At 73.6% G+C, this 26994-nt stretch carries 23 protein-coding genes and 1 tRNA gene; 14 read left to right on the forward strand and 10 right to left on the reverse strand.

Annotated features, from left to right (window positions below; all coding sequences use genetic code 11):
* Positions 1-33 precede the first annotated feature (33 nt).
* A complete protein-coding gene (locus PSED_RS25580) occupies positions 34-732 on the reverse strand; it encodes a histidine phosphatase family protein (protein ID WP_013677134.1) in 699 nt (232 codons plus the stop codon).
* 67 nt (positions 733-799) lie between these two features.
* On the reverse strand, positions 800-1621 hold the full coding sequence (locus tag PSED_RS25585; RefSeq protein ID WP_013677135.1) for an undecaprenyl-diphosphate phosphatase: 822 nt from the start codon (positions 1619-1621) through the stop codon (positions 800-802).
* Between the two features lie 81 nt (positions 1622-1702).
* Between PSED_RS25585 and PSED_RS25590 the strand changes: the two genes are divergently transcribed.
* The 3 genes from PSED_RS25590 (at position 1703) to PSED_RS25600 (ending at position 4650) form a co-directional block, all read left to right on the forward strand.
* Entirely contained in the window at positions 1703-2647 is a 945-nt protein-coding gene (locus PSED_RS25590; RefSeq protein WP_013677136.1) for an aldo/keto reductase, read from the forward strand.
* Positions 2648-2858: 211 nt separating this feature from the next.
* Positions 2859-3098 (forward strand): DUF5703 family protein, encoded by a 240-nt coding sequence (locus tag PSED_RS25595; protein ID WP_013677137.1) that lies wholly within the window; start codon positions 2859-2861, stop codon positions 3096-3098.
* Positions 3099-3207: 109 nt separating this feature from the next.
* On the forward strand, positions 3208-4650 hold the full coding sequence (locus tag PSED_RS25600; protein ID WP_013677138.1) for an alkaline phosphatase family protein: 1443 nt from the start codon (positions 3208-3210) through the stop codon (positions 4648-4650).
* A 66-nt stretch (positions 4651-4716) separates the two neighbouring features.
* On the opposite strand, the gene PSED_RS25605 is transcribed toward PSED_RS25600, so the two are convergent.
* The 3 genes from PSED_RS25605 to PSED_RS25615 all read right to left on the reverse strand — a co-directional run bounded on the left by PSED_RS25605 (position 4717) and on the right by PSED_RS25615 (position 7917).
* The gene (locus PSED_RS25605; RefSeq protein WP_013677139.1) at positions 4717-5700 is read right to left on the reverse strand and encodes an NADPH:quinone oxidoreductase family protein; all 984 of its coding nucleotides are present in this window, start codon (positions 5698-5700) and stop codon (positions 4717-4719) included.
* Positions 5701-5774: 74 nt separating this feature from the next.
* Complete coding sequence (locus PSED_RS25610) at positions 5775-6584, reverse strand: SDR family oxidoreductase (RefSeq protein WP_013677140.1); 810 nt, start codon at positions 6582-6584, stop codon at positions 5775-5777.
* A 16-nt stretch (positions 6585-6600) separates the two neighbouring features.
* Positions 6601-7917: a M20/M25/M40 family metallo-hydrolase gene (locus tag PSED_RS25615; protein ID WP_013677141.1), complete on the reverse strand. Its 1317-nt coding sequence runs from the start codon at positions 7915-7917 to the stop codon at positions 6601-6603.
* An 88-nt stretch (positions 7918-8005) separates the two neighbouring features.
* Between PSED_RS25615 and PSED_RS25620 the strand changes: the two genes are divergently transcribed.
* From PSED_RS25620 to PSED_RS25650, 7 genes are all read left to right on the forward strand, one after another.
* Positions 8006-8090: transfer RNA gene (locus tag PSED_RS25620), tRNA-Leu, on the forward strand.
* Between the two features lie 205 nt (positions 8091-8295).
* On the forward strand, positions 8296-8499 hold the full coding sequence (locus tag PSED_RS25625) for a hypothetical protein (RefSeq protein ID WP_041760009.1): 204 nt from the start codon (positions 8296-8298) through the stop codon (positions 8497-8499).
* 118 nt (positions 8500-8617) lie between these two features.
* Entirely contained in the window at positions 8618-8869 is a 252-nt protein-coding gene (locus PSED_RS25630) for a hypothetical protein (RefSeq protein ID WP_132975748.1), read from the forward strand.
* Positions 8870-8921: 52 nt separating this feature from the next.
* Positions 8922-9215, forward strand: a complete 294-nt coding sequence (locus tag PSED_RS25635) for a hypothetical protein (RefSeq protein WP_013677143.1) — start codon at positions 8922-8924, stop codon at positions 9213-9215.
* A 37-nt stretch (positions 9216-9252) separates the two neighbouring features.
* Positions 9253-9735 carry a SixA phosphatase family protein gene (locus tag PSED_RS25640; RefSeq protein ID WP_013677144.1) on the forward strand — a complete coding sequence of 161 codons (483 nt, stop codon included), beginning with the start codon at positions 9253-9255 and terminating at the stop codon, positions 9733-9735.
* A 215-nt stretch (positions 9736-9950) separates the two neighbouring features.
* Positions 9951-11363, forward strand: a complete 1413-nt coding sequence (locus PSED_RS25645; RefSeq protein WP_013677145.1) for a DUF11 domain-containing protein — start codon at positions 9951-9953, stop codon at positions 11361-11363.
* A gap of 196 nt (positions 11364-11559) precedes the next feature.
* Positions 11560-13464, forward strand: coding sequence for an anti-sigma-D factor RsdA (locus PSED_RS25650; protein WP_013677146.1), 1905 nt, complete (start codon positions 11560-11562; stop codon positions 13462-13464).
* A 252-nt stretch (positions 13465-13716) separates the two neighbouring features.
* On the opposite strand, the gene PSED_RS25655 is transcribed toward PSED_RS25650, so the two are convergent.
* Both PSED_RS25655 and PSED_RS25660 read right to left on the reverse strand, forming a co-directional pair.
* Positions 13717-14184 carry a MarR family winged helix-turn-helix transcriptional regulator gene (locus PSED_RS25655; RefSeq protein ID WP_013677147.1) on the reverse strand — a complete coding sequence of 156 codons (468 nt, stop codon included), beginning with the start codon at positions 14182-14184 and terminating at the stop codon, positions 13717-13719.
* Complete coding sequence (locus PSED_RS25660; protein ID WP_013677148.1) at positions 14162-15274, reverse strand: LLM class flavin-dependent oxidoreductase; 1113 nt, start codon at positions 15272-15274, stop codon at positions 14162-14164. The genes PSED_RS25655 and PSED_RS25660 overlap by 23 nt, the downstream gene beginning before the upstream one ends.
* Before the next feature lie 300 nt (positions 15275-15574).
* Between PSED_RS25660 and PSED_RS25665 the strand changes: the two genes are divergently transcribed.
* Entirely contained in the window at positions 15575-16801 is a 1227-nt protein-coding gene (locus PSED_RS25665) for an MSMEG_0568 family radical SAM protein (RefSeq protein ID WP_013677149.1), read from the forward strand.
* A 67-nt stretch (positions 16802-16868) separates the two neighbouring features.
* On the opposite strand, the gene glmS is transcribed toward PSED_RS25665, so the two are convergent.
* Entirely contained in the window at positions 16869-18704 is a 1836-nt protein-coding gene (gene glmS / locus PSED_RS25670; RefSeq protein ID WP_013677150.1) for a glutamine--fructose-6-phosphate transaminase (isomerizing), read from the reverse strand.
* Positions 18705-18713: 9 nt separating this feature from the next.
* A complete protein-coding gene (locus PSED_RS25675; RefSeq protein ID WP_456107301.1) occupies positions 18714-19088 on the reverse strand; it encodes a hypothetical protein in 375 nt (124 codons plus the stop codon).
* 289 nt (positions 19089-19377) lie between these two features.
* Between PSED_RS25675 and PSED_RS25680 the strand changes: the two genes are divergently transcribed.
* A complete protein-coding gene (locus PSED_RS25680) occupies positions 19378-20244 on the forward strand; it encodes a DUF559 domain-containing protein (RefSeq protein WP_013677152.1) in 867 nt (288 codons plus the stop codon).
* 197 nt (positions 20245-20441) lie between these two features.
* Here PSED_RS25680 and PSED_RS25685 read toward each other — a convergent pair whose 3' ends face one another.
* A complete protein-coding gene (locus PSED_RS25685) occupies positions 20442-24302 on the reverse strand; it encodes an ABC transporter transmembrane domain-containing protein (RefSeq protein ID WP_013677153.1) in 3861 nt (1286 codons plus the stop codon).
* A 243-nt stretch (positions 24303-24545) separates the two neighbouring features.
* Between PSED_RS25685 and PSED_RS25690 the strand changes: the two genes are divergently transcribed.
* Together PSED_RS25690 and PSED_RS25695 are read left to right on the forward strand one after the other, a co-directional pair.
* Entirely contained in the window at positions 24546-26105 is a 1560-nt protein-coding gene (locus tag PSED_RS25690) for a long-chain-fatty-acid--CoA ligase (RefSeq protein WP_013677154.1), read from the forward strand.
* A 64-nt stretch (positions 26106-26169) separates the two neighbouring features.
* The gene (locus PSED_RS25695) at positions 26170-26994 is read left to right on the forward strand and encodes a DUF427 domain-containing protein (RefSeq protein ID WP_013677155.1); all 825 of its coding nucleotides are present in this window, start codon (positions 26170-26172) and stop codon (positions 26992-26994) included.

A 26994-nucleotide genomic window follows, 5' to 3' on the forward strand; every position in this document is an offset into this window, starting at 1 on the left:
GGCTCGCACCCGGCCCGGGCGGCGGCCCCGGGCTCAGCTGGTGGCGCCGCCGACGACGGCGTCGGAGCTGCGCTTGGCGGCGCGGCGACGGCGCGGCTTCGGGGCGACGATGCCCTTCAGGTCGCCCCCGAGGTCGTTGACCCTGGCGACGAACGGCCGGGTGTCGGTGTAGTGCACCACGCTCACCGAGCAGGTGTCGACCATGATCCGCTGGAAGTTGTCCAGGTGCGTGGCCAACGCGTCGGCCAGCACGGATTTGATGACGTCGCCGTGGCTGCACGCCACCCAGACCGCGGTCGGCCCGTGCTGCTCGGCGATCCGCGCGCCGTGCCGGCGGACGGCCGCGACCGCGCGGGCCTGCATCCCGGCCAGGCCCTCGCCGCCGGGGAAGACCGCGGCCGACGGGTGGGCCTGCACGACCTTCCACAGCGGTTCCTTGGCCAGCGTCTTGAGCGTGCCGCCGGTCCAGTCGCCGTAGTCGACCTCGGACAGCTCGTCCTCGACGACGGGGGTGATCTTGCGGTCGATGGCCAGCGGCTCGACGGTCTGCCGGCAGCGCGTCATCGGCGAGGTGACGATCTCGACGATGGGGAGCCCGGCCAGCCGCTCGACGACCTTCTCGGCCTGCCCCCGGCCGGTCTCGTCGAGCTCGACCCCGGGGCTGCGGCCGGCGAGGACGCCCGCGGTGTTGGCCGTCGAGCGCCCGTGGCGCAGCAGGATCAGCGTGGTCACGCGATCGAGCCTACGTGGACCGGCGCGATCGGCCCGGCCACGGCCCGGCGGCCGCGACGTCGCAGCGTCACGTCGCGGAGACCGCACCGATGGCGAGTGCCGCGAACAGCGCCGCGCCGAGCGCGATGCGGTACGCCACGAAGACGTAGACGGTGTTGTTCTGCACGTACTTGAGCAGCCAGGCGATGATCACGTACCCGACGACGAACGCGATGACGGTGCCGACGACCATCTGCGGTCCGCTGGTCAGCCCCGAGGTCGTGACGTCGCCGAGCTGGAACAGCCCGGCCGCGACGACGGCCGGGATCGCGAGCAGGAACGAGTAGCGCACGGCGGCGGGCCGGTCGAGCCCCAGCGCGAGGCCCGCGGTGATCGTGCCGCCGGAGCGGGAGACGCCCGGGATCAGCGCGAGCGCCTGGGCGAAGCCGAGCAGCACGCCGTCGCGCACGGTGAGGTCGGTCAGCGGCCTGCGCTGCGTGCCGTAGCGCTCGGCCAGCCCCAGCAGCACCCCGAAGACGATCATCGTCGTCGCGACGATCCACAGGTTGCGGGCGACCGTCTCGATGGAGTCCTTGAACAGGAAGCCCAGGACGCTGATCGGGATCGTGCCGATGATCACGAGCCAGGCCAGCCGGTACTCGGCGGTCGTCCGCACGTCGGCGTCGACGAAGCCGCGGAACCAGGTCCTGACGAGGTTCCAGATGTCCTTGGCGAAGTAGATCAGGACGGCCGCCTCCGTCCCCAGCTGCGAGACCGCCGTGAAGGCCGCGCCCGGGTCGTTGCCGAAGAACGCCCCCGAGACGATGCGCAGGTGCGCCGACGAGGAGATCGGGAGGAACTCCGTGAGTCCCTGGACGACGCTCAGGACGATGACCTCGAACCAGCTCACGAGTGGAGCCCGCAGCTCAAATGCGACACGGCCAGGCACCGTACCGGGGGCTCCGGGCGGGCCTGGCAATAGGCTGACCCGGTGCGGCGCAGACAGGTCGGGACCAGCGGTCTCCAGGTGTCCCGGATCGGCCTCGGCACCATGACCTGGGGCGACGACACCGACCTGGAGAGCGCCACCGACCAGCTCGTGACGTTCGTCGACGCGGGCGGCAGCCTGGTCGAGACCTCCGACGCCTACGCCGAGGGCGCCGCCCAGGAGATGCTCGGCGCGGTGATGGCCGACTCGGTGCCGCGCGAGGACGTCGTGATCGCCGCGCGCGGCGGCCTGCCGGGCGGCGCGGCGGGCGAGTACGGGGCCCGCGGCGCGCTGCTCGACTCCCTGGACGCGACGCTGCGCCGGCTGCGGGTCGACCACGTCGACCTCTGGCAGCTGCCCGGCTGGGACGCCACCGTGCCGCTGGAGGAGACGCTCTCGGCCGTGCAGGTCGCGGTCATGGGCGGCAAGGCCCGCTACGCGGGGCTCGTCGCGCCGTCGGGCTGGCAGCTCGCGACGGTCACCGAGCGGGCGCGGGCGGGCACGGCCGTCGCGGTCCCCGTGTCGGCGCAGGTCGAGTACTCCCTGCTCACCCGCGACGCCGAGGCCGAGCTCGTGCCGGCCGCACAGCACCACGGCCTGGGCCTCGTCGCGTGGGCGCCGCTGGGCCGCGGGGTGCTGACGGGCAAGTACGCGGGCGGCACCCCCGCCGACTCGCGTGCCGCCTCGCCCGTGCTGGCGCCCTACGTCGAGGCGCGGCGCAACGAGCGCTCGGCGCGCATCGTGCAGTCGGTGCTCACCGCGGCCGACGGGTTGGGCACCTCGCCGCTGGCCGTCGCGCTGGCCTGGGTGCGCGACCGGCCCGGGGTCGCCGCCGCCGTCGTCGGTGCGCGCGACTCCGCCCAGCTCGCGGCGTCGCTGGCCACCGAGAAGATCGATCTCCCCCTGGAGATCCGCGCCGCGCTCGACGACGTCAGCGCCCCGGTCTGAGCCCCGGTCTGAGCCCGGGCCCGGGCCGAGGTCGGGAGCGCCGCCGTCGCTGCGGGTGACCGCGGGATGCACGGGATCGGCCCTGGCCGCCGGGTGCCGCGGGGACATATGGTGAGCGGCACGTCACCTGACGTTCACACGGCGGTGGCGTGGACGCCGGGCTCCGCCCGGGGATGGACCGGGCAGGACCGGGGTGCAAGGAGGTGGGCCGGTGGTGTCGACCGGCACGACTGCACAGGACGCGGAGGACCTCGCCGACGGGGACTGGGAGTACCGCCCCGTCCAGCTGCCCGGGGACGTCCCGAGGCTGACGGCGGCGGTGCGGCTCGCGATCCAGGCCGAGTTCGGAGGCTGGGAGCTCTCCCGGGTCCGGCTCTACCCGGGTGGCGTGCGGAAGGTGTGGCTGCGGCGGCGACGGTCGCTGTCCGCGCTCCCCGAACCGAGATTCTGAGGGTCCGAGGGTCGACCCGCGACACGCCCGGCCGTCCCCGGGCGTGTAATGGCGGCGTGTCCGTCGTCGATGAGCCTTGACACGTATTCGTGTTCAGGGGGAACCGACGTTGGCACTCATCACCACCCGTCGACCGCCGGGCAGGCGAGCCCTGCTCGTGGAGTTCAACGAGCTCAGCCCGGTCCTGCTCGACCGGTTCATCGCCGAGGGCAGGCTGCCGTCGTTCAAGGCCTTCCGCGACGCGTCGGTGGTCTTCACGACCGACGCGGGCGAGGACGCGCCGAACCTCGAGCCGTGGATCCAGTGGCCCACCCTGCACAGCGGACTGCCGTTCGCCGAGCACGGCGTCTTCGCGCTCGGTGACGGCCGTCGCCGGCTGACCGGGCCCCTGCTCGGCGACGTGCTGTCGGCGGCGGGTGTGCCCGTCGGGATCTTCGGGTCGATGAACCTGGGCTACACCCGGCGCGCGGGCGAGCCTGGCTACGTCGTCCCCGACCCGTGGGACGTCGAGGGCCGCGCGTACCCGGCGTCGCTGCAGCCGTTCTACGAGACGGTGTCGTGGGCGGTCCAGGAGTCCTCGCGCGACGGGCTGCCCGGCGCGGCCCGCCTGGCCCGGTTCGCGGCGTTCCTGGTGCGCAGCGGGCTGCGGCCGGCGACGGTCGCGGCGGTGGTGCGCCAGCTCGTCGACGAGCGCCGCGTCGGGGGGGTCGGCTGGCGGCGCGCCTCGGTGCTCGACGAGCTGAGCTACGACGTGTTCCGCCACCTCAACGCGCGCCACGGCGTGCGGTTCGCGACGTTCTTCTCCAACAGCACCGCGCACTACCAGCACTACTACTGGCGCGACATGGAGCCGGAGCTGTTCGCCGACGCCGGGGACGGCCGCCACGCCGACGCGGTGCTGCACGGCTACCGGTCGATGGACGCCCTGCTCGGCCGGATCATGGCCGACGAACCGGACTCGCTGCTGATCCTCGCGACGGCACTGTCGCAGGAGCCGTGGACGGAGTCGGCCAAGCGCACGTTCCGGCCCCGTGACTTCGGCACGCTGTTCGCGCTCGCCGGTGTGTCCGACGCCGTCGCGAAGCCGATGATGGCCGAGCAGGTCGTCGTCGAACTGCCCGACGCGGCGGCTGCCGAGCGCGCCGGCCGGGCGCTGCGGGCGCTGACCGTCGACGGCGACCGGCTGCTCAACGCCGACCGCGACGGCCGCAGGCTGCAGGTGGGCTGCCGCAGCGACGTCGGCCGCGAGGGTGCGACGATCACCCTGGCCGGCGGCGGCACCGTCGCCTTCGACGACGTCTTCTACCCGATCCACACCACGCGCAGCGGGCGGCACAGCCGGGCCGGTGCGCTGTGGTTCCGCACCGGCCGGCACCACGTCGTCGAGGGCACGGTGCCGCTCACCGACGTCGCCCCGACGATCCTCGACCACTTCGGGGTGGCCGCGCCGCCGCAGATGAAGGGCTCGATCCTGCCGCTGCACCAGGCTCCCGAGGTCCCGGCCCAGCGCACCCGTTCCCTGGCGCCGGCGGGGATCCCGCAGCCGCGCTGACCCCGAGTGGCGTTGCCGGCCATCGCCGGCGACGCCACTCGCGACCTCAGGCGGGCCCGGCTCGGCTCAGGGAACCAGCACGACCTTGCCGACGGTCCCGCGCGACCCGAGCCTGCGCAGCGCCTCCTTGACCTCGCTCAGCGGCAGCTCGGCGCCGACGAGGGGCTCGATCAGGCCCTTGCCCCACAGGTCCTCGAGCGCGTCCTGCCACGGCTGGATCAACGCGGGGTTCATCGTCCGGTAGTAGCCCCAGTGCACGCCGACCACCGAGTAGTTCTTGATCAGGACGTGGTTGGTCGGCGCGTCGGCGATGCGGCCGCCGGCGAAGCCGATCACCAGAATGCGGCCCTCGAACGCAGCGATCCGCCGGGACGCGTCGAAGACGTCGCCGCCGACGGGGTCGTAGATGACGTCGGCGCCCCGCCCGCCGGTGAGGTCCTTGACCGCGGCGACCAGGTCCGCGTCGCGGTAGTCGACGACCTCGTCGCAGCCCACCGACTTGGCGACGGCACACTTCTCCGCGCCGCCCGCGGTCCCGATGACGTGCGCGCCCAGCGCCTTGCCCAGCTGCACCGCGGCCGTGCCGACACCGCCCGCCGCGGCGTGCACGAGCAGCGTCTCGCCCTCCTTGAGCTGCCCGCGGTGGGTGAGCGCGCACCACCCCGTCTGGTAGGTGATCAGCAGCCCGGCGGCCTGCGCGGGGGTCATGCCCTCGGGCCAGCGGAACGTGGCGTCGTCGGGGAGCAGGGTGACCTCGGCGTAGCCGCCGTGCCCGAGCACCGGCAGCCCGACGACGCGGTCGCCCACCGCGAAGCGGGCGCCCTCCCCGACGGCGACGACCTCGCCCGCGACCTCCATCCCGGGGACGAACGGCAGCGGGGGCTTCTCCTGGTACTTGCCCTGACAGGCCAGGATGTCCGGGAAGTTGCAGGCAGCGGCGTGCACGCGCACCGCCACCTGGCCGGGTCCGGGATCCGGCTCCGGGATGTCCTCGTGCCAGGTGAGGACGTCGTCCGGGTCGCCGTTCTCGTGGACCTGCCAACCGCGCATCAGTCTTGCTCCCTCGTCACTGCTGCTCCTCTCGGGACCTTCCCGCCGGGCTGCACCGGCGGGGCCGGGCCCGGTCAGTGCTGTTCCCATGTCACCTCGGGGGCCCGTCTCCCACCGGCCGGGCCGGGGACGCCGCGGAACCCGTAGGGCCCGGGCTCGCGGCCGGGCTGGACGAACCAGCACTCGCCCGGACCGCCGTTGCCGACGACCGCCATGATCGCGGCGGCGACGTCTTCGGCACCGAGCAGCGGGAAGTCGCCGAACTCGGCGCGGGCGTTCGCGATCAGCGCCGTGTCGGTGTAGCCGGGGCAGACCGCCGCCAGCCGGATGCCCTCGTCGGCGAGCGCGGGTGCCGCGGCGCGCACGTACCCGACGACGGCGTGCTTGGTCAGCGTGTAGAGCGGGTCGCCCGGGTGCGGCATCAGCCCGGCCAGCGACGCCGTCGCGACGACGACCCCGCCGCCCGCCCGGCGCAGCGCGGGGACGGCCGCGGCGACCCCGAACACGACGTGGTCGACGTTGACCCCGACGATCCGGCGGTAGCCCTCGACGTCGAGGTCGGTGACCCCGTTCTGCCCCGACGTCATGCCGGCGTTGAGCAGCACGACGTCGAGCCGGCCGAACCGCTCCTCGGCCGCGGCGACCGCTTCGGCCATCGCCGTGGGCGCGGACACGTCGGTCGCGTGCGCCGACCCGCCGACCTCGTCGGCGACGCGGCGCGCGCCCACCTCGTCGCGGTCGACGACGGCGACCCGCGCACCCGAGGCGGCGAGCAACCGGGCCGCGGCCTCGCCGATGCCCGACGCGCCACCGGTGACGAGCGCGACCTTCCCCTCGAGCTCCAGAGCCCCTTCGAGGTCCACGCGTTCCCCGTCGAGATCCACGTCGATCTCCTCCTGCTCAGCTGTTCTGCAGGAACGTGTCCAGCACGCGGGTGCCGAACTCCAGCGCGTCGATCGGGACCCGCTCGTCGATGCCGTGGAACAGGGACGCGAAGTCGAGGTCCGGGGGCAGCCGCAGCGGGGCGAACCCGTAGCAGCGCATGCCGAGCCGCTGGAACGACTTCGCGTCGGTGCCGCCGGAGAGCATGTAGGGGATGGCCCGCGAACCCGGGTCCTCCGTCTGCAGCGCCGCGGCCATCGCCTCGACGAGCGGGCCCTCGAACGGCGTCTCCACCGGCGGCAGCTCGGTCACCCACTCGCGCGTGACGTCCGGGCCGAGCAGCTCGTCGACCTCGCGCAGGAACGCCTCCTGGCGACCCGGCAGCACCCGGCAGTCCACGACCGCCTCCGCCGTCGACGGGATGACGTTGGCCTTGTAGCCGGCGCGCAACATCGTCGGGTTCGCGGTGTCGCGGACCGTCGCACCGACGATGCGCGCCAACGGCCCGAGCTTGGCCAGCGAGCCCTCGAGGTCGTCCTCGGGGAACTCCAGCCCGGTGATCTCGCGCATCTCGGCGAGGAACGCGCGGACCGTGTCGGTGAGCACGAGGGGGAACGTGTGGTTGCCCAGCCGGGCGACGGCCTCGGCGACGCGGGTGACGGCGTTGTCGTCGTGGAGGAACGAGCCGTGCCCCGGCCTCCCCCTGGCGTGCAGGCGCATCCAGGCGATGCCCTTCTCGGCCGCCTCGATGAGGTAGACACGCCGGTCCTCCCCCAGCGTCAGGGAGAACCCGCCGACCTCGCCGACGGCCTCGGTGCAGCCCGCGAACAGGTCGGGCCGGTTCTCCACCAGCCACTGCGCCCCGTACTTGCCGCCGGCCTCCTCGTCGGCGACGAAGGCGAAGACGATGTCGCGCGGCGGGACGACGCCCTCGCGCTTGAAGCGGCGGGCGACGGCGATGGTCATCGCGACCATGTCCTTCATGTCGACGGCCCCGCGCCCCCACACGTAGCCGTCCTGCACCGCGCCGGAGAACGGGTGCACCGACCACTCCGACGGCTCCGCGGGCACGACGTCGAGGTGACCGTGCAGCAGCAGCGCGTCGCGGCTCGGGTCGGCCCCCGGGAGCCGGCAGAAGACGTTGCTGCGCCCCGGCGCGCCGGAGTCGAGCATCTCGACGTCGTAGCCCACCTCGGTGAGCTCCGCCGCGACGTACTCGGCGGCCTCCCGCTCGCCCACCACCGTGTCCGGATCGCCGGTGTTGGACGTGTCGATGCGGATGAGGTCGGAGGTGATCCGTACGACCTCGTCGACAGCGGAGTTCTGGCCGGTCATGGCGATCTTCCTACCATCGCCGGTCCGGTGGCGGGGGCCGGATGTGGGTGGTCTATCCTTTGCTCGTCGCGGTCACCGCGGCGAGCAGGTCCGAGTGGCGGAATGGCAGACGCGCTAGCTTGAGGTGCTAGTGCCCTTCAACGGGCGTGGGGGTTCAAGTCCCCCCTCGGACACAGTTCGGCGGCGAGTTTCTAGCCCGCCGCCTCGATCCCGGCGATCACCTCGGCGGCGAAGGCGTCCGTCAGGTACGGCGATGACCGAGAACGCCTGCCGCGCGCCGGGCGTCACCCCCACACTCGCGACGCCCTGCTGGCCGACCTGATCCGCTCCACCCCCGAGCCGTCCCGGACGCTCGCCGAACAGCTGTCCGGGCTGGCCGTGCGCTACCCGGCGCCCGAGGGTGCGCACCCCCTCGTCGGCACGCGGGCACCCGGCCTCCCGCTGCACGGCGGCGGGCGCGTGCTGACCGCTCTGCGCGCCGGGCGTTCCGTCACCCTCGACCCGACCGGCGAGCTCGCGCCCGGCGTCGACGTCCACCGGGTCGAGGTCCGGCCCGACGGGCACGTGGCCCGCGCCGCGTGAGCGAACGGCACCGCCGACCGTTCGGCAAGGCAAGACGACGGCAAAGCTTCGGGAAACGATCACCCAGTTCTCGGCCGCGCAGCGGGTGGACGGCAGGCTGCCCGGTACCGTCAGGGACATGAACGACGCGACCGTCCCCCTCCCCGCGGTGAGCCGCCGGCAGAGCAGCCCGCTCGGCGCCATCGTCCTGACCTGGGTGGTCGCCGCGTTCGTCACGCTCGGCGTCGCCGCGGAGACCCGCATCGGGCCCGTGATCATGAAGTTCACCCCGAAGCACGGGATCCATCTCGGCGACCTGGCGACGATGCTGACGTGCACCGCGGTCGCGCTCGTCGTCACGGCGTGGCTGCTGTCCCGGCCGCGGCACTGATCGTCTCCAATCGAGACACCCCGCTCCGCACCGACGCGCTACGGTCCCGCCCATGGCGGCCGACATCGACGTTCTCGACGCCCTCACCAACGTCCCCGCCCTGCGCGACGCGCAGGTCTGGGAGATCGTCCGGTGCTGCCGTGCGTTCCGGGAGCATCCCGACGGCGGGGACCAGACCGTCGAGATCGAGATCAGCGCGGACGGCGCCGGACGCTACGTGGTCGTGGCCACCGACGCGGCCCGCGGGCTCACCGCCCAGGGCGTGCCGATGCCCGGCCTGAACGGCGCGGTCAACATGGTCCCCTGGTACATCCTCGACGACCCGGCGACGACGGCGGCGTCGTGACCTGCGGGTGCCGGCGGGGGCTGGCAGAATCGTGCCGATGACCGACCGCCGCCTCGTGCTGCTGCGGCACGCGAAGTCCGACCAGCACGTCGGAGGGCCCGACCACGCGCGTCCGCTCAACGTCCGCGGTCGTCGCGACGGGCCCGAGGCGGGCCGGTGGCTGCGGATGAACGTCGGAACACCGGACACGGTGGTGTGCTCGTCGTCGGCGCGCACACGCGAGACGTGGGACCTCGTCTCGTCGAAGCTGCCCGACCCGCCGCAGGCCCGGTTCGCCGACGCGGTCTACGACGCGTCGGCCATCGGCCTGCTCGAGATCGTCCGCGGGCTGCCGGACGAGTCGGCGTGCGCGCTGCTGATCGGCCACAACCCCGCCGTCGAGGACCTGACGACGCTGCTGGCCGGCGAGTACCTCCCGATGACGACATCGGCGTTCGCGGTCCTGACCTGGCACGGGACCTGGAGCGACGTCGGGATCATCCCGGCCACCCTGCAGGCACACGCGGCGCCACGCGGCTGACGGCACGGCCGCGCCTGCGCGGTCCCCGACCGCTGGGGACGCCCTGCCCTCACTCGTCCGAATGACAGGTACGGACGCGCCATAACGGAGCAGCAACTGTCGGGACCGAACGGCCCTCCGGACGCAGGAGAGACGGGCCCGGTTCGGGGGCCGGCGCCTGGGTCCGCGACAGCCCGGACAACCGGGATCTCCGCGCCACATCGAGGTGTTCCGCCGTGCGCCATCGTCCCCCCACACACCGCCGACGCCGCCGGGCCGCGGCACTCGCGGGCCTGACCGCCACCGCCGTCGTCGCCGGTCTCGTCGCCCTGACCGGCACCGCCTCCGCCGCCACCACGACCCGCGTCTCGAACGACGACATCACCGCCGCGTGCACGACGAGCGCGACGCTGTGCCACGACGGCGTCGCCACCGTCGTCGACGGGGCCGGAGCGGACCTGGGCAGCGGGTTCCTCCGGCTGAGCACGCCCGGCGCGACCGACAAGGCGGACGTCTTCTCCAGGGCGTTGTACGGCAAGCCGCTCTCGGCGCTCACCGCGCTCGGTTACGAGACCTACATCGAGACCCCGGGGAGCGGCGACCCGCGGCAGGCGCCGTCCTACACCATCGAGGCGACCGGCCCCCAGGGCTTCACGTCGCTGGTCTGGGAGCCCGTCTACAGCGGGACCGCCGTCGCCGTCGGCACATGGCAGACCTGGAACCCCGGCGCGATGCCCGGCTGGTGGGCGTCGAGGGACGTCACGGCCACCGGGACGCCCAACAGGTTCGGCTTCGCGACGTACACCGCCACCTTCGCCGACGTCGTGCGGGCGATGACCGGATACACGATCATCGACGTCGGCATCAGCCAGGGCAGCGGCTCGCCCGGCCTGCAGGCGCGCGCCGACGGGTTGACCGTCGGCGACACGGTGTACGACTTCGACAACCCGGTCGTGCCGACGAGGATCACCGCGACCGCCGGTGACCGGCAGACCGCGCTCACCGGCGCCGCGTTCCCGACACCGCCGACCGTCAAGATCACCGGAGCGGGGGGCCTGGCGGCCGCCGGCAGGCAGGTCACGTTCACCGTCACGAAGGGCGCCGCGTCGTTCCCGGGCGGCGCCACCTCGGCCACCGTCACCACCGGCGACGACGGTGTCGCCACGGCGCCGACGCTCACCGCGGGCCGCGACGCCGGGCCCGTCACCGTCACGGCGACGACCGGGCCCCTCACCGCGACGTTCACCGAGACCGTGGCGGCCCCGCCCGGGACCGGGGCGAAGCGGGCCGATCTCGCCGTCACGCTGGCCGTGCCCGCCACGGTCCTGCCGGGCGGGACGTTCCAGGCGATCGTCACTGTCCGCAACAACGGCCCGTATCCGGCGACGAACGTCGCCACCGCGCTCACGATGCCGAACGGACTCGTCGTCGTCGCCGCGCCCGGCGGCATCGCGCCGCGCAACGGGCACAGCGTCGCGTGGCTGACGCCGCAGATCGGCTCCTCGAGCCAGGTCGCGCACACCGTCACGCTCGCGGCGGACACCAAGGTCAGGGGACCCCAGCAGGTCCGCGCAGCGACGCTCGCCACATCGGTGGCCGACCCCGACCTGCTGAACAACGCCGCTGTGACCATCGTCACCGTGAAGTAGGATCGGCGCGTTACCGCACGTCAACGACGGGTCGCGCCGCCGCTCGGTGGCGCGGCCCGTCCGGCAACAGGATGAGCAGACGCTGACTCGCGGGCGGTGCCCGTTGTCTGACACCGTGTAACGACCGGCGCCGTCGGAGCGAATCACCATGAGCCCGCCGAGCAGGAAGCCGCGCCGACGAGGAGGTGAGCACGAGGTGCACGAGCGCGAGAGCGACGGCACCTGGCCCCGTCGCTCACCCATCGACGTGCCCGTCGACTCCTCCGGCGATCCCACCGGCGGCGACGGGGCTCCGCTACACCTCGGCGACATCCAGGCCGACGATGCGCTGATCGACGCCCTCGGTTCCGGATCGCTGCAGGTCACCGACGAGATGGCCACCAGCTCCGACGTCGACGACCGGCTTGCCGCCATGCTCGCGACGTGGGTCGCGACGGTGCAGGAGCCGGCCCGGCCACCTGCGGCGTTCAACCCCGACGCCGTCATCGCGGCAGCGCGCGCCGCCGACGAGGGCGTCGACGGCGCGGACGGCGTCACGTCCGCCACGCCCAGCGGCGGACCGCCACGCCGCGGTCATTCGCCCTACGTGGTCCGGCTGTCCGCGGCAGCGGTGGTCGCGCTCGTCGTCCTCGGCGGGGTCGCCGTCGGCAACGCCGGAACGGCCCGCCCCGGCGACGTGACGTGGCCGATCGCGAGGGTCGTCTTCCCCGAGCACGCGCGCTCGGTCGAGGCGGCCGACACCATCGTGGTCCATCTCGACCGTGCGCGCACCGCGCTGCGCGAGGGCCGGACCGCCGACGCGGCGCACGAGGTCAACGAGATCCAGTCCGTCATCGGTGCGGTGCTGCCCGCCGACGGCCGCGCCACGCTCGACGCCGAGCACACGTCCATCGTCGCCGTCATCGCCGCGACCCCGGCGGCCGTGCTGCTCGATCCCGCGCTGCGCGCCCCCGTCGTGCCCGACGTGGCGGGTGCCGAGGCCCTCGGCCTACCGACGTCGCCGACCCCGCCGGCGCTCCCGACGACGACCCCGCCACCGCCGGACGCCTCCGCCGTCCCGGCCCCGGTCGACCCGACCGCCACGGTGACCCCGCCCGTGACGACGGCCGTCCCGCCGCCGGTCGTGGCTCCGCCGCCACCGGTCGACACGGCCCCGGCCGTCCCGCCCGTGGACGCGGCCCCGAACGAGGAGGAACCGCCGCCCGCCACCGGGACGACCGAGCCGCCCGCCACGTCCGAGCCTGCGCCCGCGACAGGTTCCGGGCAGGCCGAGCCGCCTGCCGACCAGACGGGCGCGACCGGCGACGGCGGTACGGCTCCGGGTACCGACGCCACCGCGCAGCCGCAGGCCGACACCCAGCCCCAGGCCGACACCCAGCCCCAGGCCGACTCCCAGCCCCAGGCCGACACCCAGCCCCAGGCCGACACCCAGCCCCAGGCCGACACCCAGCCCCAGGCCGACGCCCAGCCCCAGGCCGACGCCCCGCCCCCGGTGGACGTCCAGCCGGCTCCCCCGGCCGAGACGATCGACACCGCACAGGCCGCCGACACGGCACAGCCGGCCGGTACGGCGCCGTCCGGCGACGGGCAGCAGGCCGGCGGGACCGTCGGTCTTGCGCAGGTCGCCGCCGTGACGGCCGACGAACCCGCCGCGGCGCAGGACGACCAGGCCGCGGGCTCGACCTCCGGCTCGGGCTCGACCTCGGTTTCGAGCTCGGGCTCCCAGACCACCGGCCCGGAGGCGCAAGGCTCCGGTTCGGATGACGCAGCGTCGGGTGAACAGAGGTCCGGCTCGCCGACGCAGGCGACGGGTTCGCAGGACGACCAGGCCGGATCGCAGGACCAGAGCGGGTCCCAGGACGACCAGGCCGGATCACAGGACGACCCAGCCGGGTCCCAGGACCCGGGCGGCTCGCAGGACGACCAGTCCGACGGGGACGACCAGGGTTCCCAGGGCAGCAACTCGCAGGACGCCGGGGACGGCCAGGACCCGCAGGACGGCTCGGCGGACTCCGGGGGATCGATCGCGGTCGGCGCCGACGCCTCGCTCGGCTCGGGCAGCTCGACGGTGTCGGGCTCGCTCTCCCTCGGGCTCGGCTGAGCCCGACCGCGCGCCGAGGCCACGGTCGCCGACGTCGTCGTGCCGCTCGCGGAGCGGCAGCGGCAGGCCGGGCGTACGGGTGAGCCCGCGCTCGCGCGGGTAACCGCTCCGGCGCTCCAGGGTCCGCCGAGGGCGGGAAAGCCGCGGCGCCGGCGCCAGCCGCCTCGCCCGCACGCTCGCGGCGTGCGCGCCGGCGGTCGTGGTGTTGTGCCGTGGCTGTGACGTGGCCCGACTACGCCCGCCTTGCGGAGCTCAGGTTCGCGTGCCGGCCCGCAGCTTGTCGCACAGCAGCCGCAAGGCCTGCTGCTCGCGTTCGTCGAGTGCGACCCCGACGGTCCGCCGGATGCTCTCGGCGTGCCGGGCCCCGACCCGACGGCGCAGCCGGTCACCGGTCTCGGTCAGCACGACGACGGTGCCGCGCCCGTCGGCCGGGTCGGGCTCGCGCGCCACGAGCCCGGCCTCGGCCATCCGCTCCACCAGCCGCGACAGCGAGGGCTGGCTCAGCAGCACCTCGCGGTGCAGGTCGCGGATGCGGGCGCGACCGTCGGGACACCGACCGAGGGTGTGCAGGACGTCGTACTCGCGCGGGGTGATCGGTTCCCAGACGTCGTCGGCCTCCAGGAGCCGCCACAGCGCGACCTGGCTGCGCAGCAACGCCTCCCATGCCTCGACGGCCGGACCGGCCCCGACGGTCGTCTCAGCCCGCGGTGACGGCGACATCCTCGCCCGCCTCCGTCGCGAGCTTCGCCGCGACCCGCGACGCGTGCGACGGCGGGTCCGACGGGACGTCCGCCGGGCGCAGCTCGTCGAACCCCTTGCGCAGGTCGGGCAGGATCTCCCCGAGCAGGTCGAGCTGCTCGAGGACGGTCTTCTGCGGCAGCCCGGCGTGATCGACCAGGAACAGCTGCCGCTGGTAGTCACCGAAGTGCTCGCGGAAGGTCAGCGTCTTCTCGACGACCTCCTGCGGGCTGCCGACGGTCAGCGGCGTCTGCGCGGTGAAGTCCTCCATCGAGGGACCGTGCCCGTAGACCGGCGCCTCGTCGAAGTAGGGCCGGAACTCGTTCCACGCGTCCTGCGAGCGCCTGCGCATGAAGAACTGCCCGCCGAGGCCGACGATCGCCTGGTCGGCACGGCCGTGCCCGTAGTGCTCGAAGCGCTGCCGGTAGAGATTGATGAGCTTCGTGTAGTGCGACGGCGGCCAGAAGATGTTGTTCGCGAAGAAGCCGTCGCCGAAGTACGCGGCGATCTCGGCGACCTCGGGGGTGCGGATCGAGCCGTGCCACACGAACGGTGCGACGCCGTCGAGGGGGCGCGGCGTCGACGTGAAGCCGTGCAGCGGGGTGCGGAAGCGGCCCTCCCAGTCGACGACCTCGTTGTCCCACAACGTCCGCAGCAGCTGGTAGTGCTCGACGGTCAGCGGCACGCTCTGGTTGATGTCCTGACCGAACCAGGGGTAGACGGGGGCCGTGTTGCCGCGGCCGAGCATCAGGTCGACGCGCCCGTCGGCCAGGTGCTGGAGCATCGCGTAGTCCTCGGCGATCTTGACGGGGTCGTTCGTCGTGATCAACGTGGTCGACGTCGAGAGCACGAGGCGCTCGGTGCGGGCGGCGATGTGGCCGAGCAGCGTCGTCGGGGAGGAGGGCACGAACGGCGGGTTGTGGTGCTCGCCGGTGGCGAAGACGTCGAGGCCCACGGCCTCGGCGTGCTCGGCGAGGGCGACCATCGCCTTGATCCGCTCGTGCTCGGTGGGCACACGACCGGTCGTCGGGTCGCGGGTGACGTCCCCGACGGTGAAGATTCCGAACTGCACGGCGGGCCCCTTCCTTGAGCCAAGGTCCATGCGTTTGCATGGACACAGGCGTCAACCCCGCGTTCATCCACAGGATTCCCGCCGTGAGCCACGGCACGTCCGCTCGCCGCTCGGCGACGTCCGCCCGACGGTTTCGGGGGTCCTCATCACCTACGATGACAACGCGGCGGGTCCACGGCGCAGGCCGGAGCGGGCACCGGAGGCGAACATCAGAGAACTCGGTTCACCGACTCGTATCGCATCCGACACCTCACCTCCTATAGTGGACGGAACTGCTCGCGATCCCGAGGTGGTTGTCGTATGACCGACGTGCTGGACTCCGCTCCCGCGCGGCCGAGTTCCGAGGGCCCGACCCCGGTCGACTCGACCGACTCCGCAGCCGTGGCGGAACTGATCATGGAGCTGCAGTCGGTGGGGCTGCGGATCGAGACGGAGCTGGAGACCAAGCGCACCGGCGGCGCAGGTCCCTCCGACTCGGGCATGCTCTGGATCGAGGGCGTCCCGGTGACCGTCCCGCCGAGCACTTCGTCCCCCTACGCGCTGCTGGCCGAGGACGAGGGCCAGGGCATCTACCGCGACGGCGTCAAGATCGCCAACGTCTCGGGCACCCGGCGGCCGCGCTACTACGACCTGACGACCGCCGACGGCATCCCCTACGAGCAGATCGCGCTGCTGCACCTCGACTCGCTGGCGTCGACGGTGGTGCAGGCCTGCAACTACTGGGGCAACTCCGACCAGTGCGGCTTCTGCGGCATCGGCCTGTCGCTCAAGGCAGGCCGCACCATCGCGAAGAAGACCCCCGAGATGCTCGCCGAGGTCGCCGTCGCGGCCAAGGAGCTCGACGGCGCGGTCGACGCGACGCTCACCACCGGCTCCTCCGTGGCCCCCGACCGCGGGGCGCTCTACGTCGCCAGGTGCGGCCAGGCCGTCAAGGAGGCGGCGGGGCTGCCCGTCGAGGTGCAGTTCGAGCCCCCGCGCGACCTCAAGTACATCGACCAGGTCCACGACATGGGCCTCGACGCGCTCGGCATCCACATCGAGTCGTTCGACCCGAAGGTGCTGGCCAAGGTGGCACCCGGCAAGTTCCGCACCGGCATGGACACGTACTTCCGCACGTGGGAGTACGCGGTCGACCTGTTCGGCGAGGGCCGCGTGTCCACCTACGTCATCCTGGGCCTCGGCGAGGACCCGGAGCTGACCGTCGAGATGTGCCGTCGGGCCGTCGACATCGGCGTGTACCCGTTCGTCGTACCGCTGCGGCCCGTCGCGGGCTCACTGCTCGAGGACCTGCCCGCGCCGTCGCGCGAGTACACCGAGCCGATCTACCGCAAGGTCGCCGGCTTCCTCGAGGAGAAGGGCCTCGGGGCGGACACCGCCGTCGCGGGCTGTGCGCGTTGTCAGGCGTGTTCGAGCCTCAACCTCGTCCAGCAGGCCGGCAACGCGCCCGCGTGTGGCTCGTTCGGCGCTCCCGCGGGAGGCGCGGCGTCGGCCCCGCTGCTGCAGATCGGCAAGCGGCCCGGCGCCTGAGCCACGCCGCACCACGAACGAGGGGCGGGTCCGCGACCGCGGGCCCGCCCCGTTCCATTCCGGACCGCTACTCGACGGTGACGCTCTTCGCCAGGTTGCGCGGCCGGTCGACGTCGCGGTCGAGCGCCACGGCCGCGTGATAGGCCAGCAGCTGCAGCGGGACCGACATCAGGATCGGGTCCAGCTCCGGCTCGTTGGCGGGGATGACGATCGTCCTGTCGGCGAGCTCCGCCGCGAGCTCCCGGTGCGCGACCGCGTAGATCGGGCCGCGCCGGGCCCGGATCTCGGCGAGCGTCGAGGTGTTCTTGTCGAGCAGGTCGTCGTCCGGCACGACGGCGACCGTCGGCAGCTCGGGGCTCACCAGCGCCAGCGGGCCGTGCTTGAGCTCGGCCGAGGCGTACCCCTCGGCGTGGACGTAGGAGATCTCCTTGAGCTTCTGCGCGCCCTCGCGGGCCACCGGGAAGCCCCGGCGGCGGCCGATGAACAGCACGCTGTCGCGCGTCGCGATCTCCTTGGCGACCGCCTCGATCGCGCCCGTGTCCCGCTCCGCGTCGAGGATCTCGGTGATCTGCGCCGGCAGCTTCGCCAACCCGGCGAGGATGCGCGCACCCTCGGTCGGCGAGAGGTCACGGATGCGGCCGAGGTGCAGGGCCAGCAGTGCGAACGCGGCGACCGTCGAGGTGAACGACTTCGTCGCCGCGACCGACATCTCCGCACCCGCGTGCAGGTAGATGCCCCCGTCGACCTGGCGCGCGATCGTCGAGCCGACGACGTTGATCACGCCGATGACCTTGCCGCCCTTGCGCTGGATCTCCTGCACCGCGGCCAGGGTGTCGCTGGTCTCGCCGGACTGGCTGACCGCGACGTAGAGGCTGTCGGGCTCGACGACCGGATTGCGGTAGCGGAACTCCGACGCCGACTCCGACGATGCCGGCACCCGCGCCAGGTCCTCGATGAGCTGGGCGCCGAGGTCGCCGGCGTAGCAGGCCGACCCGCAGCCGAGGATCTTCACCCGCTTGAACTCACGGGCCTCGCGGACCGTCAGGTTGAGACCGCCGAGGTGGGCGGTGGAGAAACGCTCGTCCAGCCTGCCCGACAGCGTCCGCTCGATCGACCGCGGCTGCTCCTCGATCTCCTTGATCAGGAAGTGCGCGTGGTCGCCGATCTCGGCGCCGATGATGTCCCAGTCGATCGTCGACGGGCTCTTGGCCGTCGAGCGGTCGTCGATGGTGAAGGTGCGGTAGCCGGTCGCGGTGATCGTCGCGAGCTCGCCGTCGTCGAGGTAGACGACCTGACGGGTGTAGCCGACGAGCGCCGCCGCGTCGGACGCGACGAACATCTCCTTCTCCCCGACCCCCAGCAGCACCGGCGAGCCGTTGCGCGCCACGACGATCCGGTCCGGGTGCTCGGTGTCGAGCACCGCGAGCCCGTAGGCCCCGACGACCTGCAGCAGCGCCAGCCGGACCGCCTGCTCCAGGGTCTGCGCGCCCGCGGTGAACGCCGCGGCGATCAGGTGCGCGACGGCCTCGGTGTCGGTCTGGGACGTGAACTCCACGCCGTCGGCCGCCAGCTTCGCGCGCAGCTCCTCGGCGTTCTCGATGATGCCGTTGTGCACGACCGCGATCCGGCCCGTCGCGTCGGTGTGCGGGTGCGCGTTCTCGGCGTTCGGCTCACCGTGGGTGGCCCAGCGGGTGTGCCCGATTCCCGGCGCGCCCTTGAAGCGGGCGGGCAGGTCGTTCGCGAGGTCGGCAACCCTGCCGCTCACCTTGCGCACCTTCAGCGCGCCGCGGTGCAGCACCGCGAGCCCGGCCGAGTCGTACCCGCGGTACTCCAGCCGGCCCAGGCCCTCCAGCAGGATCGGGGCCGCGTCCTGCGCCCCGACGTATCCGACGATCCCGCACACAGGCGGCTCCTATCCGTAGACGATGCGTCGCAACTGGCGGGCGGACAGCGCCGGCGGCACCACCCGGCGGACGGCCAGCTCGGCGCCCACCCGCTCGAAGATGCGATCGTTGGTCATCCCCCGACGTTGCAGCTCGCCGTGCCGACGCCGCACGAAGTGCTCCGTCGACTCGCCGAAGTAGCCGAGCACCTCGGCCACCACGCGCCCCGCCTCCCCTTCCGACAGCGGCGTGCTCCGCACCAGATGCTCGACGAGCTCACGGTGGGCATCGAGTTCTCCGGCGGGCACGGAGCCCGATCGTGCCCGTCCGACGTCCGACACGCCAGAATCCTGCCCGAAATCGGGCAGGATCGCGCCGCTGCGCGCGTCGAACCGGCCGTTCACCGGGTCGAGGGTCTCACGCGCGCTCCCCAGGGCCGCGGGGTGGCCGGGCCCCCTGCGTTCTCCGACGACGCCCCGGCTGTCCCCTGACCGACGATCACCGCTCCGCACCGCGCGCTCCGAGACGAGCCCGCCGGGCGCCGTGCCCCTCTCAGGTGATCGGCGAACCAGGGACATGAGCGCCCCCGAGTGCGCCGGCGTCCCGCGAATTCCGGCTCGTCCGACGATGCGCAAGCGCGAACGTCTGCCCGAGACGGGCTTCCCATCTGCCACCGTTCGTCACGATGCACCGATGCCGATCGACGATCTGCTGCGGCGCCAAGGCGGGCTCGTCTCCGTCGCGCAAGCGCGGGAGAACGGTGTCGCGCCGCGGACGTTGCAGCAACGGGCCCGATCCGCGGGATGGGCGAGGCTGCACCCGGGTGTGTACCTCGCGGCGGGTCATCGGCTCACCGACGAGGTGCGCGTTCGAGCGGCCTGGCTCTGGGCGGGTCCCGAAGCCGCTGTCTCTGGGCCCGCGGCCGCGTACTGGCTCGGGATGCTGCCGTCGGCTCCGGACCCCGTGGAGCTGACCGTGCCCGCCCGGACGAAGCCGCGAGCACAGCCCGGCGTGCGGATCCGGCGACGCGACCTCAGCCACCTGGACCGCATCGGCCAGCGCGACATCTGGCTCACCGGCGCCGCGCTGACCGTCCTCGACACAGCGGTCACGCTTCCCGACGGTGCGGCGTTCCTCGACCGGGCGCTGCAGCGACACATCAGCTTCGCGGCTCTGCACCACGCTCATTGCCGAGCGATCGGACGACGGGGATCACCGAGAGCCGGGAAGCTGCTCACCGCGGCTGCCGACCGGGCAGGCTCGGTCGCAGAGCGCTTGCTGGTCAGGTTGCTGCGGGAGGCGGGGATGCGCGGCTGGCGGGTCGACCATCCGTTCCAGGAGTTCCGGATCGACATCGCGTTCCCGGCCCACCGGCTGGCGATCGAGGTCGACGGCTGGGCCTGGCACGTCGACCCGGCTCGCTTCCGGGCCGACCGCCGCAAGGGCAACGCATTGGTCACGCAGGGCTGGACGCTCCTGCGCTTCACCTGGCACGACCTCACGACGGACCCCCAGGCCGTGCTCGCCACCATCCACGCCGCGCTCGCCCGTGCCGCGTGACGTTGATCGAGGTGCACGGGACATCGGCGCACCAGGATGCGCTCGAGTCCCGCAGATGGTGATCACCCCGGCGCCGAACGGCCCCGCCGGCACCGCCGGGGCACCCAAGGTCGTGACGCCGAGGCGCCGGCGGGGCAGGGTGCGCTCCCGACTTTGCGCCCGCAGGACGTCCGGCAGGGCGAGGAGGGCGGCCCGGGTCAGGCGGAGCGGGCGGCGGGGCGGTCGTCGGGGGTGGGCTCGTCGGGCGCCGCGGGCTCCAGCTCGCCCGCGGCCCAGAGGGCGGCGTAGCGCCCACCCGCAGCGAGCAGCTCGGCGTGTGTGCCCTGCTCGACGACGCGGCCACCGTCGAGGACGACGATCCGGTCGGCGCGGGCGGCGGTGGCCAGCCGGTGGGCGACGACGAAGGCGGTGCGCCGCGAGGTCAGGTGGTCGCCCGCGGCGAGGACCGCGGCCTCGGTGGCGGGGTCGAGGGCGGCGGTGGCCTCGTCGAACACGAGGATGTCGGGGTCGACCAGCTCGGCCCGGGCCAGCGCGACGAGCTGGCGCTGCCCCGCCGAGAGCCCCTGCCCGCGTTCCCCGACTGGGTGCCGGAACCCGCCGGGCAACGATCTGACCAGCGGCAACGCTCCGACGGCCCGGGCGGCGCGTTCGATCCGGGCCGGCGAGGCGTCGGGCCGGCCGTAGGCGATGTTGGCGGCGATGTCGCCGGTGAACAGGTGCGGCTCCTGGGGTACGACGCCCAGGTGCTGCCGGTAGTCCGTCAGCGGGAAGCGGCGCACGTCGACGCCGTCGACGAGCACGGCGCCGGCGCCGACGTCGTAGAACCGGCTGATCAGCTTCACCAGCGTCGACTTCCCGGCACCTGTGGCCCCGACCAGTGCGACGGTCTCCCCCGGCTCGACGGTGAGGGAGATTCCGACGACGGCGGGGTCGGCGGCCGCGTCGTAGCGGAAGCAGACGTCGCGCAGCTCGACCCGGCCGCGCAGCCGGGCCGGGACCGCCACCGCGGGTCCGACGCGCTCGTCGGGTCGGGCGGGGACGGAGGTCGGGGTGCGCAGCAGCTCCGAGATGCGGGTGAGCCCGACGCGTGCCTGCTGGTACCCGTCGAACACCTGCGAGAGCTGCTGGACCGGGGTGAAGAACATGCCCAGGTACAGCAGGAAGGCGGTGAGGACGCCGGGGGTGAGGTCGCCCGCGGCGACCCGGGCCGCGCCGACGCCCAGGACGAGGGCCTGCGCGATGTCGGACAGGTAGGCGACGCCCGGGAAGTAGGTCGCGATGTAGCGCTGGGCGCGCATCCGGGTGCGGCGGTAGGCGTCGCTGCGGGCACCGAAGGCCCGGGCGCTGTGCTCCTCGCGCACGAACGCCTGCGCGACCCGCACCCCGGACACGTTCTCCTGCATGTCGGCGTTGACGGCGCTGACCTTCTCCCGGGCCTCGGCGTAGGCGCGGGACGAGAGGCGTCGGAACACGACGGTGGCGGCGGCCAGCAGCGGCACGACCGAGAGCGCGACCAGGGCCAGCTGGGCGTCGGTGACGAGCAGCGCGACGGCCACGCCCACCACCGTCAGCAGGCTGACGACGGCCTGCACGAGCCCGGTCTGCAGGAACGTCGACAAGGCGTCGACGTCGGTGGTCATCCGGGTCATGATCCGGCCGGACAGCTCGCGCTCGTAGTAGTCGAGCCCGAGCCGCTGCAGGTGCGCGTAGCTGCGGACGCGCAGCGAGTACAGCAGGCTCTCGCCGGTCCGCGAGGTCACGACCGTCTCGGCCGCGACGACGAGCCAGCTGACCGCGACCAACCCGATCCCGAGCAGCGTCGCGACGACGATGGCGCGCCCGGACCCGCCGGTGATCCCGGAGTCGACGGCGTAGCGGGCGATGCTCGGGAACGCCAGCGAGCTCAGCGCGTCGAGCGCCACCAGGACCAGGCCCAGCGCGAGCAGGCCCCGGACGGGACGCAGGATGCGGCCGAGGCGGGCACCGTCGAGCGGCGAGGTGGGGTCGGTGTCGCCGAGCCGGGGCTCGTCGGTGGCGGGCGGCAGGGCCTCCACCCGCTCCAGGAGCTCGGGCGTCGCCGGGATTCCCCCGACGAGCGCGCTTGCGCCCGCGCTGCCGCGCACCCCGCCGCTCGACGCCGCGGCCGCCCGCACCGCACGGGCCGACCCGGCCCGGTCCTCGACGACGTCCGGCCAGAGCTCCGGGGTGACGCCGTCGGCGGTCGCCGCGGGCAGGGCCCCTCGGACCGCCTCCGGGGCCGGCGCGTCGGGAACAGCGGGACCGTCGAGATCTGCACCGTCGAGATCAGCACCGTCGAGATCAGCACCGTCGAGATCAGCACCGTCGAGATCAGCACCGTCGAGATCAGCACCGTCGAGGTTTGGGCCGTCGGCGGCGAGCAGCGTCCGGAACAGCGGGCAGCGCGCCATGAGCTCGGCCTCGGTGCCGACGTCGACGACGCGCCCCTCGTCGAGCACCGCGATCCGGTCGGCCAGCGCCAGCGTCGACCGGCGGTGGGCGACGAGCAGCGTCGTGCGGTCCGCGGTCAGCGAGCGCAGCGTCGAGTGGATCGCGGCCTCGGTGGCGGTGTCGACGGCCGACGTCGCGTCGTCGAGCACCAGCACCCGGGGGTCGGTGAGCATCGCGCGGGCCAGCGCGATCCGCTGCCGCTGCCCGCCCGACAGCGTCAGCCCACGCTCGCCGACGAGGGTGTCGTACCCCTCGGGGAGCGCCTCGACGAACCCGGCGACCTGCGCGGCCTCGGCCGCGGCCCGGATCTCGGCCTCGGTGGCGTCGGGGCGGCCGTAGCCGATGTTGGCCCGGATGGTGTCGGAGAACAGGAACGCCTCCTCGAACACCACCCCGAGCTCGGAGCGCAGGTCGGCCAGCCGCAGCCGGCGCAGGTCGACCCCGCCGAGGCGCAACGCGCCCACCTGGGGGTCGTAGAACCGCGGCAGGAGCAGTGCGACGGTGGACTTCCCGGACCCCGCCCCACCGACGAGCGCCATGGTCTCGCCGGGCTGCACGTGCAGGGACACGCCGTCGAGCACCGGGTCGCGGCGGGTGTAGCCGAACACGACCTCGTCGAGCTCGATGTCCAGCGGCCCCGCGGGCAGCGACGCCGGCTCGTCGGGGTCGGTGACCTCGGAGGTGGCGTCGACGAGGTCGTACACCCGCTCGACGCCGGCCCGCGCGAGCTGCGCGGACACGATCAGCGAGCCCACCAGCCGGGCCGGCCCGACCAGCTGCGCGACGTAGGTGGTGAACGCCAGGAACGTGCCGATGGTGATCGACCCGCCCAGCGCGAGCGCCCCGCCGAGCCCGACGACCGCGACCTGGCCGAGGGTGGGCAGGGCGAGCAGTGTCGGGTTGAGCCGCGCGGTCATCCGCGCCGAGCGCATCCGCTCGGCGAACAGCCGCCGCGAGATCCGTTCCAGCGTGCGGACCTCGCGCTCCTCCTGCCCGAACCCCTTGACGACGCGCACGCCCGTGACGGTCTCCTCGACCTGCTGCGCCACGTCGGCGGCGCGCTGCTGGGCCGACCACGTGGCCGGGAACAGCACCCGCCGCGTGCGGTTGGTGACCAGCGCCGCGAGCGGCAGCATGATCAGCGCGACCACGGTGAGCAGCGGGGACAGCCACAGCATCGCGCCGATGGAGACGACCACGAGCACGACCGTCCCGGCGCTGAGCGGGACGATCTGCAGCAGGCTCTGCACGAGCTGCAGGTCGGTGATCGCCCGCGAGACGACCTGCCCGGTGCGCAGCTGGTCCTGCCGCTGCCCGTCGAGCCGCTGGACGGCCGCGAACACCTGGCGGCGCAGGTCGTGCTGCACGTCGAGTGCCATGCGGCCGGCCAGGTAGCGCCGCGCGAACGACGCGCCGAACCGGACCGTGGCCAGCGAGAGGACCGCGACGACGACGGGGACCAGCACGTCGGTGATGCCGCGGACCGCGTCGTCGATCGCGACGCGCGCGAGCAGCGGCCCCGCCGCATCGAGGCTCACGCCCAGCACGGACGCGACGAGCGCCCCGATCGTCACCCCGCGGTGACGCATGCAGGCGCCACCGAGCTTGCGGATCCAGCCGGTGCGCCCGTCCGTCGTTCCGTCCGCGGGTGCCTCCGCGGTGCGCGCTGCCGGTGCCACACGATCAGGCTATGCCCGCTCCCCGACATCCCGCCGACGTGCATCCACAGCCGTCCCGCGGTGCACGATCCGTGCCGATCGTCCCGTTCCGGTGATCGTCGGGGAGTACTAGCGTGGCGTGGGACACACCATCGCCGGACCCGGGAGCGCTCGATGACGCCGCACTTCCCCGACATCCCCTCGCTGCTCGCGCACTGGGCCACCGAGCGGGCCGACGACGAGGTCGTCCGGTTCGACGGTCGCACCTGGACGTGGCGGGAGCTGCAGGAGCGTGTGCACCGGCTCGCGGGTGCGCTGCGCGCGGCGGGTGTCGGCCCCGGCGACCGGATCGCGGTGCTCGACCTCAACCACCCGTCCTGCCTGGAGCTCACGCTGGCGTGCGCGCAGATCGGCGCGGCGAACGCCGTCGTCAACTTCCGGCTGGCGCCGCCCGAGATCGTCTACGTGATCAACGACGCCGAGGCGAAGCTGCTGTTCGTCGGCCCCGAGTTCGCGGCGGCCGCGGAGTCGCTGCGCGAGAAGGTGCCGACGGTCGAGCGGCTGGTCCGCATCGGGGGCGCCGACGACGAGTACGAGGCGCTGCTCGCCGCGCACGACCCCGACCCGGAGGTCCACCCGGTCGCGCCGGACGACTGCTTCGTCCAGCTGTACACCTCCGGGACGACGGGCTTCCCCAAGGGCGCCATGCTCACCCACCGCGGGATGCTCGCGCACGCGGCGAACGTCCTGGCCGAGGTGCCGATGGAGGCCGGCGCCGTCGTGCAGGTCGCGATGCCGCTGTTCCATGTCGGCGGGACGAGCTACTCCTTCGTCGCGATGACCGCCGGGGCGCGGATGGTGATCATGCGCATCCCCGACCCGGCGGGCGTCCTCGACATGTTCGTCGCCGAGCGCATCACCCACACCTTCCTGGTGCCGGCGCTCATGGCCGCGCTCGCCGCCGTTCCGGACGCCGCCGACCGCGACTACTCGTCGCTGAAGATCCTCTCCTACGGCGCCTCGCCGATCCCGCTGCCCGTGCTGCGGGCCTGCGTCGCGCTGTTCCCGGGCACGTTGCAGCAGGTGTACGGGATGACCGAGGCGTGCGGCGTCGTCACCACGCTCGGGCCGGCCGATCACGAGAACCCCGACGTCGCGCACCGGCTCGTCTCCGCGGGCACGCCGATCCCGGGCGTGGAGATCGAGATCCGCGATCCCGCCACCGGCGACCGGGTGCCGACGGGCGAGCCCGGCGAGGTGTGGGTGCGCACCGAGCAGCTCATGGCCGGCTACTGGCGCAAGCCCGACGCGACCGCGGCCGCCATCACCGACGACGGCTGGCTGCGCTCCGGCGACGGCGGTCACGTCGACGCCGACGGGTACGTCTACGTCACCGACCGGATCAAGGACATGATCATCTCCGGGGGCGAGAACATCTACCCCGCCGAGATCGAACGCGTCCTCGCCGAGCACCCCGACGTGGGCGACGTCGCGGTCATCGGGGTGCCCGACGACCGGTGGGGCGAGGTCGGCAAGGCGGTCGTCGTCGCCGCGCCGGGCGCGACCGTCGACGAGGAGTCGCTGCTCGCCTACTGCCGCGAGCACCTGGCGTCGTTCAAGTGCCCCAAGTCGGTCGACGTCGTCGCGGAGCTGCCGCGCAACCCGACGGGCAAGGTGCTGAAGAAGGACCTCCGGGCGCCGTACTGGGAGGGCCGCGAGCGCCAGACCGTCTGACCCCGGGCGTCGGCACCCACGTCACCCGTCATCACCCGACCCGACCCAGCGGACGGAGGCCGTCATGGCCCTGCGCGTCGGAGACCATCTCGCCGCGAGCCTGCCCGCGCTGCGCCACGAGCCGATCGCCCGCCGGGTACGGGCGTGGTCGGGCGGGACGCTGCTGCTCGACTCCTCGCGCGCGGCGCTGGTGTGGGAGCCGGGCCGGGTCGTGCCGCAGTACGCCGTCCCGGTCGACGACGTCGTCGCCACGCTCACGCCCGACCCGGGTTACGCCGGCCGTCGCGACGGGCCCGGCGCCGTCCCCGTCGGGCCCGCCGGCGCCCAGGTGCTGACGCCCGAGACCGGGTTCGGCGTGCACAGCACACCGGGCGCGGTGCTGACGATGAGCACCGGGGCGGCGCCGTTGCGCGGGGCCGCGTTCCGCCCCGAGGACCCCGACCTCGCCGGGCACGTCGTCGTCGACTTCGCCGGCCCGGACACGTGGTGGGAGGAGGACGAGCCGGTCGTCGGCCATCCGCGCGACCCGTACCACCGCGTCGACGCGCGGCGCAGCTCCCGGCACGTGCGGATCTCGGCGGACGGGGTGCTGCTCGCCGAGAGCCGGACGCCGACGGCGGTGTTCGAGACCAACCTGCCGGTACGGCACTACCTCCCGCGGGCCGACCTCGTCGCCGACCTCGCGCCGAGCGACACCGTCACCACCTGCGCGTACAAGGGCGTGGCGAGCTACCTGTCCGCCGGCGGCCTGCCCGACGTCGCGTGGACCTACCCGCAGCCGCTGCCCGACGCCACCCCGCTCGCCGGGCTCGTCGCGTTCTTCGACGAGCGCGTCGACGTCGAGATCGACGGCGTCGCGCTCGCCCGGCCGCGCACACCGTGGTCGTAG

It is taken from the genome of Pseudonocardia benzenivorans CB1190 (genome assembly GCF_000196675.2).
In the GTDB taxonomy this organism is placed as follows: Bacteria; Actinomycetota; Actinomycetes; order Mycobacteriales; family Pseudonocardiaceae; genus Pseudonocardia; species Pseudonocardia benzenivorans.

What these genes read in the sequence shown, in the direction of transcription:
- PSED_RS25605 (WP_013677139.1), bottom strand. Translation starts at nt 5,700, where the DNA reads ATGCGCGGTTGGCAGGTCCACGAGAACGGCGACCCGGACGACGTCCTC.
- PSED_RS25615 (WP_013677141.1), bottom strand. Translation starts at nt 7,917, where the DNA reads ATGACCGGCCAGAACTCCGCTGTCGACGAGGTCGTACGGATCACCTCC.
- PSED_RS25630 (WP_132975748.1), top strand. Translation starts at nt 8,618, where the DNA reads ATGAACGACGCGACCGTCCCCCTCCCCGCGGTGAGCCGCCGGCAGAGC.
- PSED_RS25635 (WP_013677143.1), top strand. Translation starts at nt 8,922, where the DNA reads ATGGCGGCCGACATCGACGTTCTCGACGCCCTCACCAACGTCCCCGCC.
- PSED_RS25640 (WP_013677144.1), top strand. Translation starts at nt 9,253, where the DNA reads ATGACCGACCGCCGCCTCGTGCTGCTGCGGCACGCGAAGTCCGACCAG.
- PSED_RS25655 (WP_013677147.1), bottom strand. Translation starts at nt 14,184, where the DNA reads ATGTCGCCGTCACCGCGGGCTGAGACGACCGTCGGGGCCGGTCCGGCC.
- PSED_RS25665 (WP_013677149.1), top strand. Translation starts at nt 15,575, where the DNA reads ATGACCGACGTGCTGGACTCCGCTCCCGCGCGGCCGAGTTCCGAGGGC.
- PSED_RS25680 (WP_013677152.1), top strand. Translation starts at nt 19,378, where the DNA reads ATGCCGATCGACGATCTGCTGCGGCGCCAAGGCGGGCTCGTCTCCGTC.
- PSED_RS25685 (WP_013677153.1), bottom strand. Translation starts at nt 24,302, where the DNA reads ATGCGTCACCGCGGGGTGACGATCGGGGCGCTCGTCGCGTCCGTGCTG.
- PSED_RS25690 (WP_013677154.1), top strand. Translation starts at nt 24,546, where the DNA reads ATGACGCCGCACTTCCCCGACATCCCCTCGCTGCTCGCGCACTGGGCC.
- PSED_RS25695 (WP_013677155.1), top strand. Translation starts at nt 26,170, where the DNA reads ATGGCCCTGCGCGTCGGAGACCATCTCGCCGCGAGCCTGCCCGCGCTG.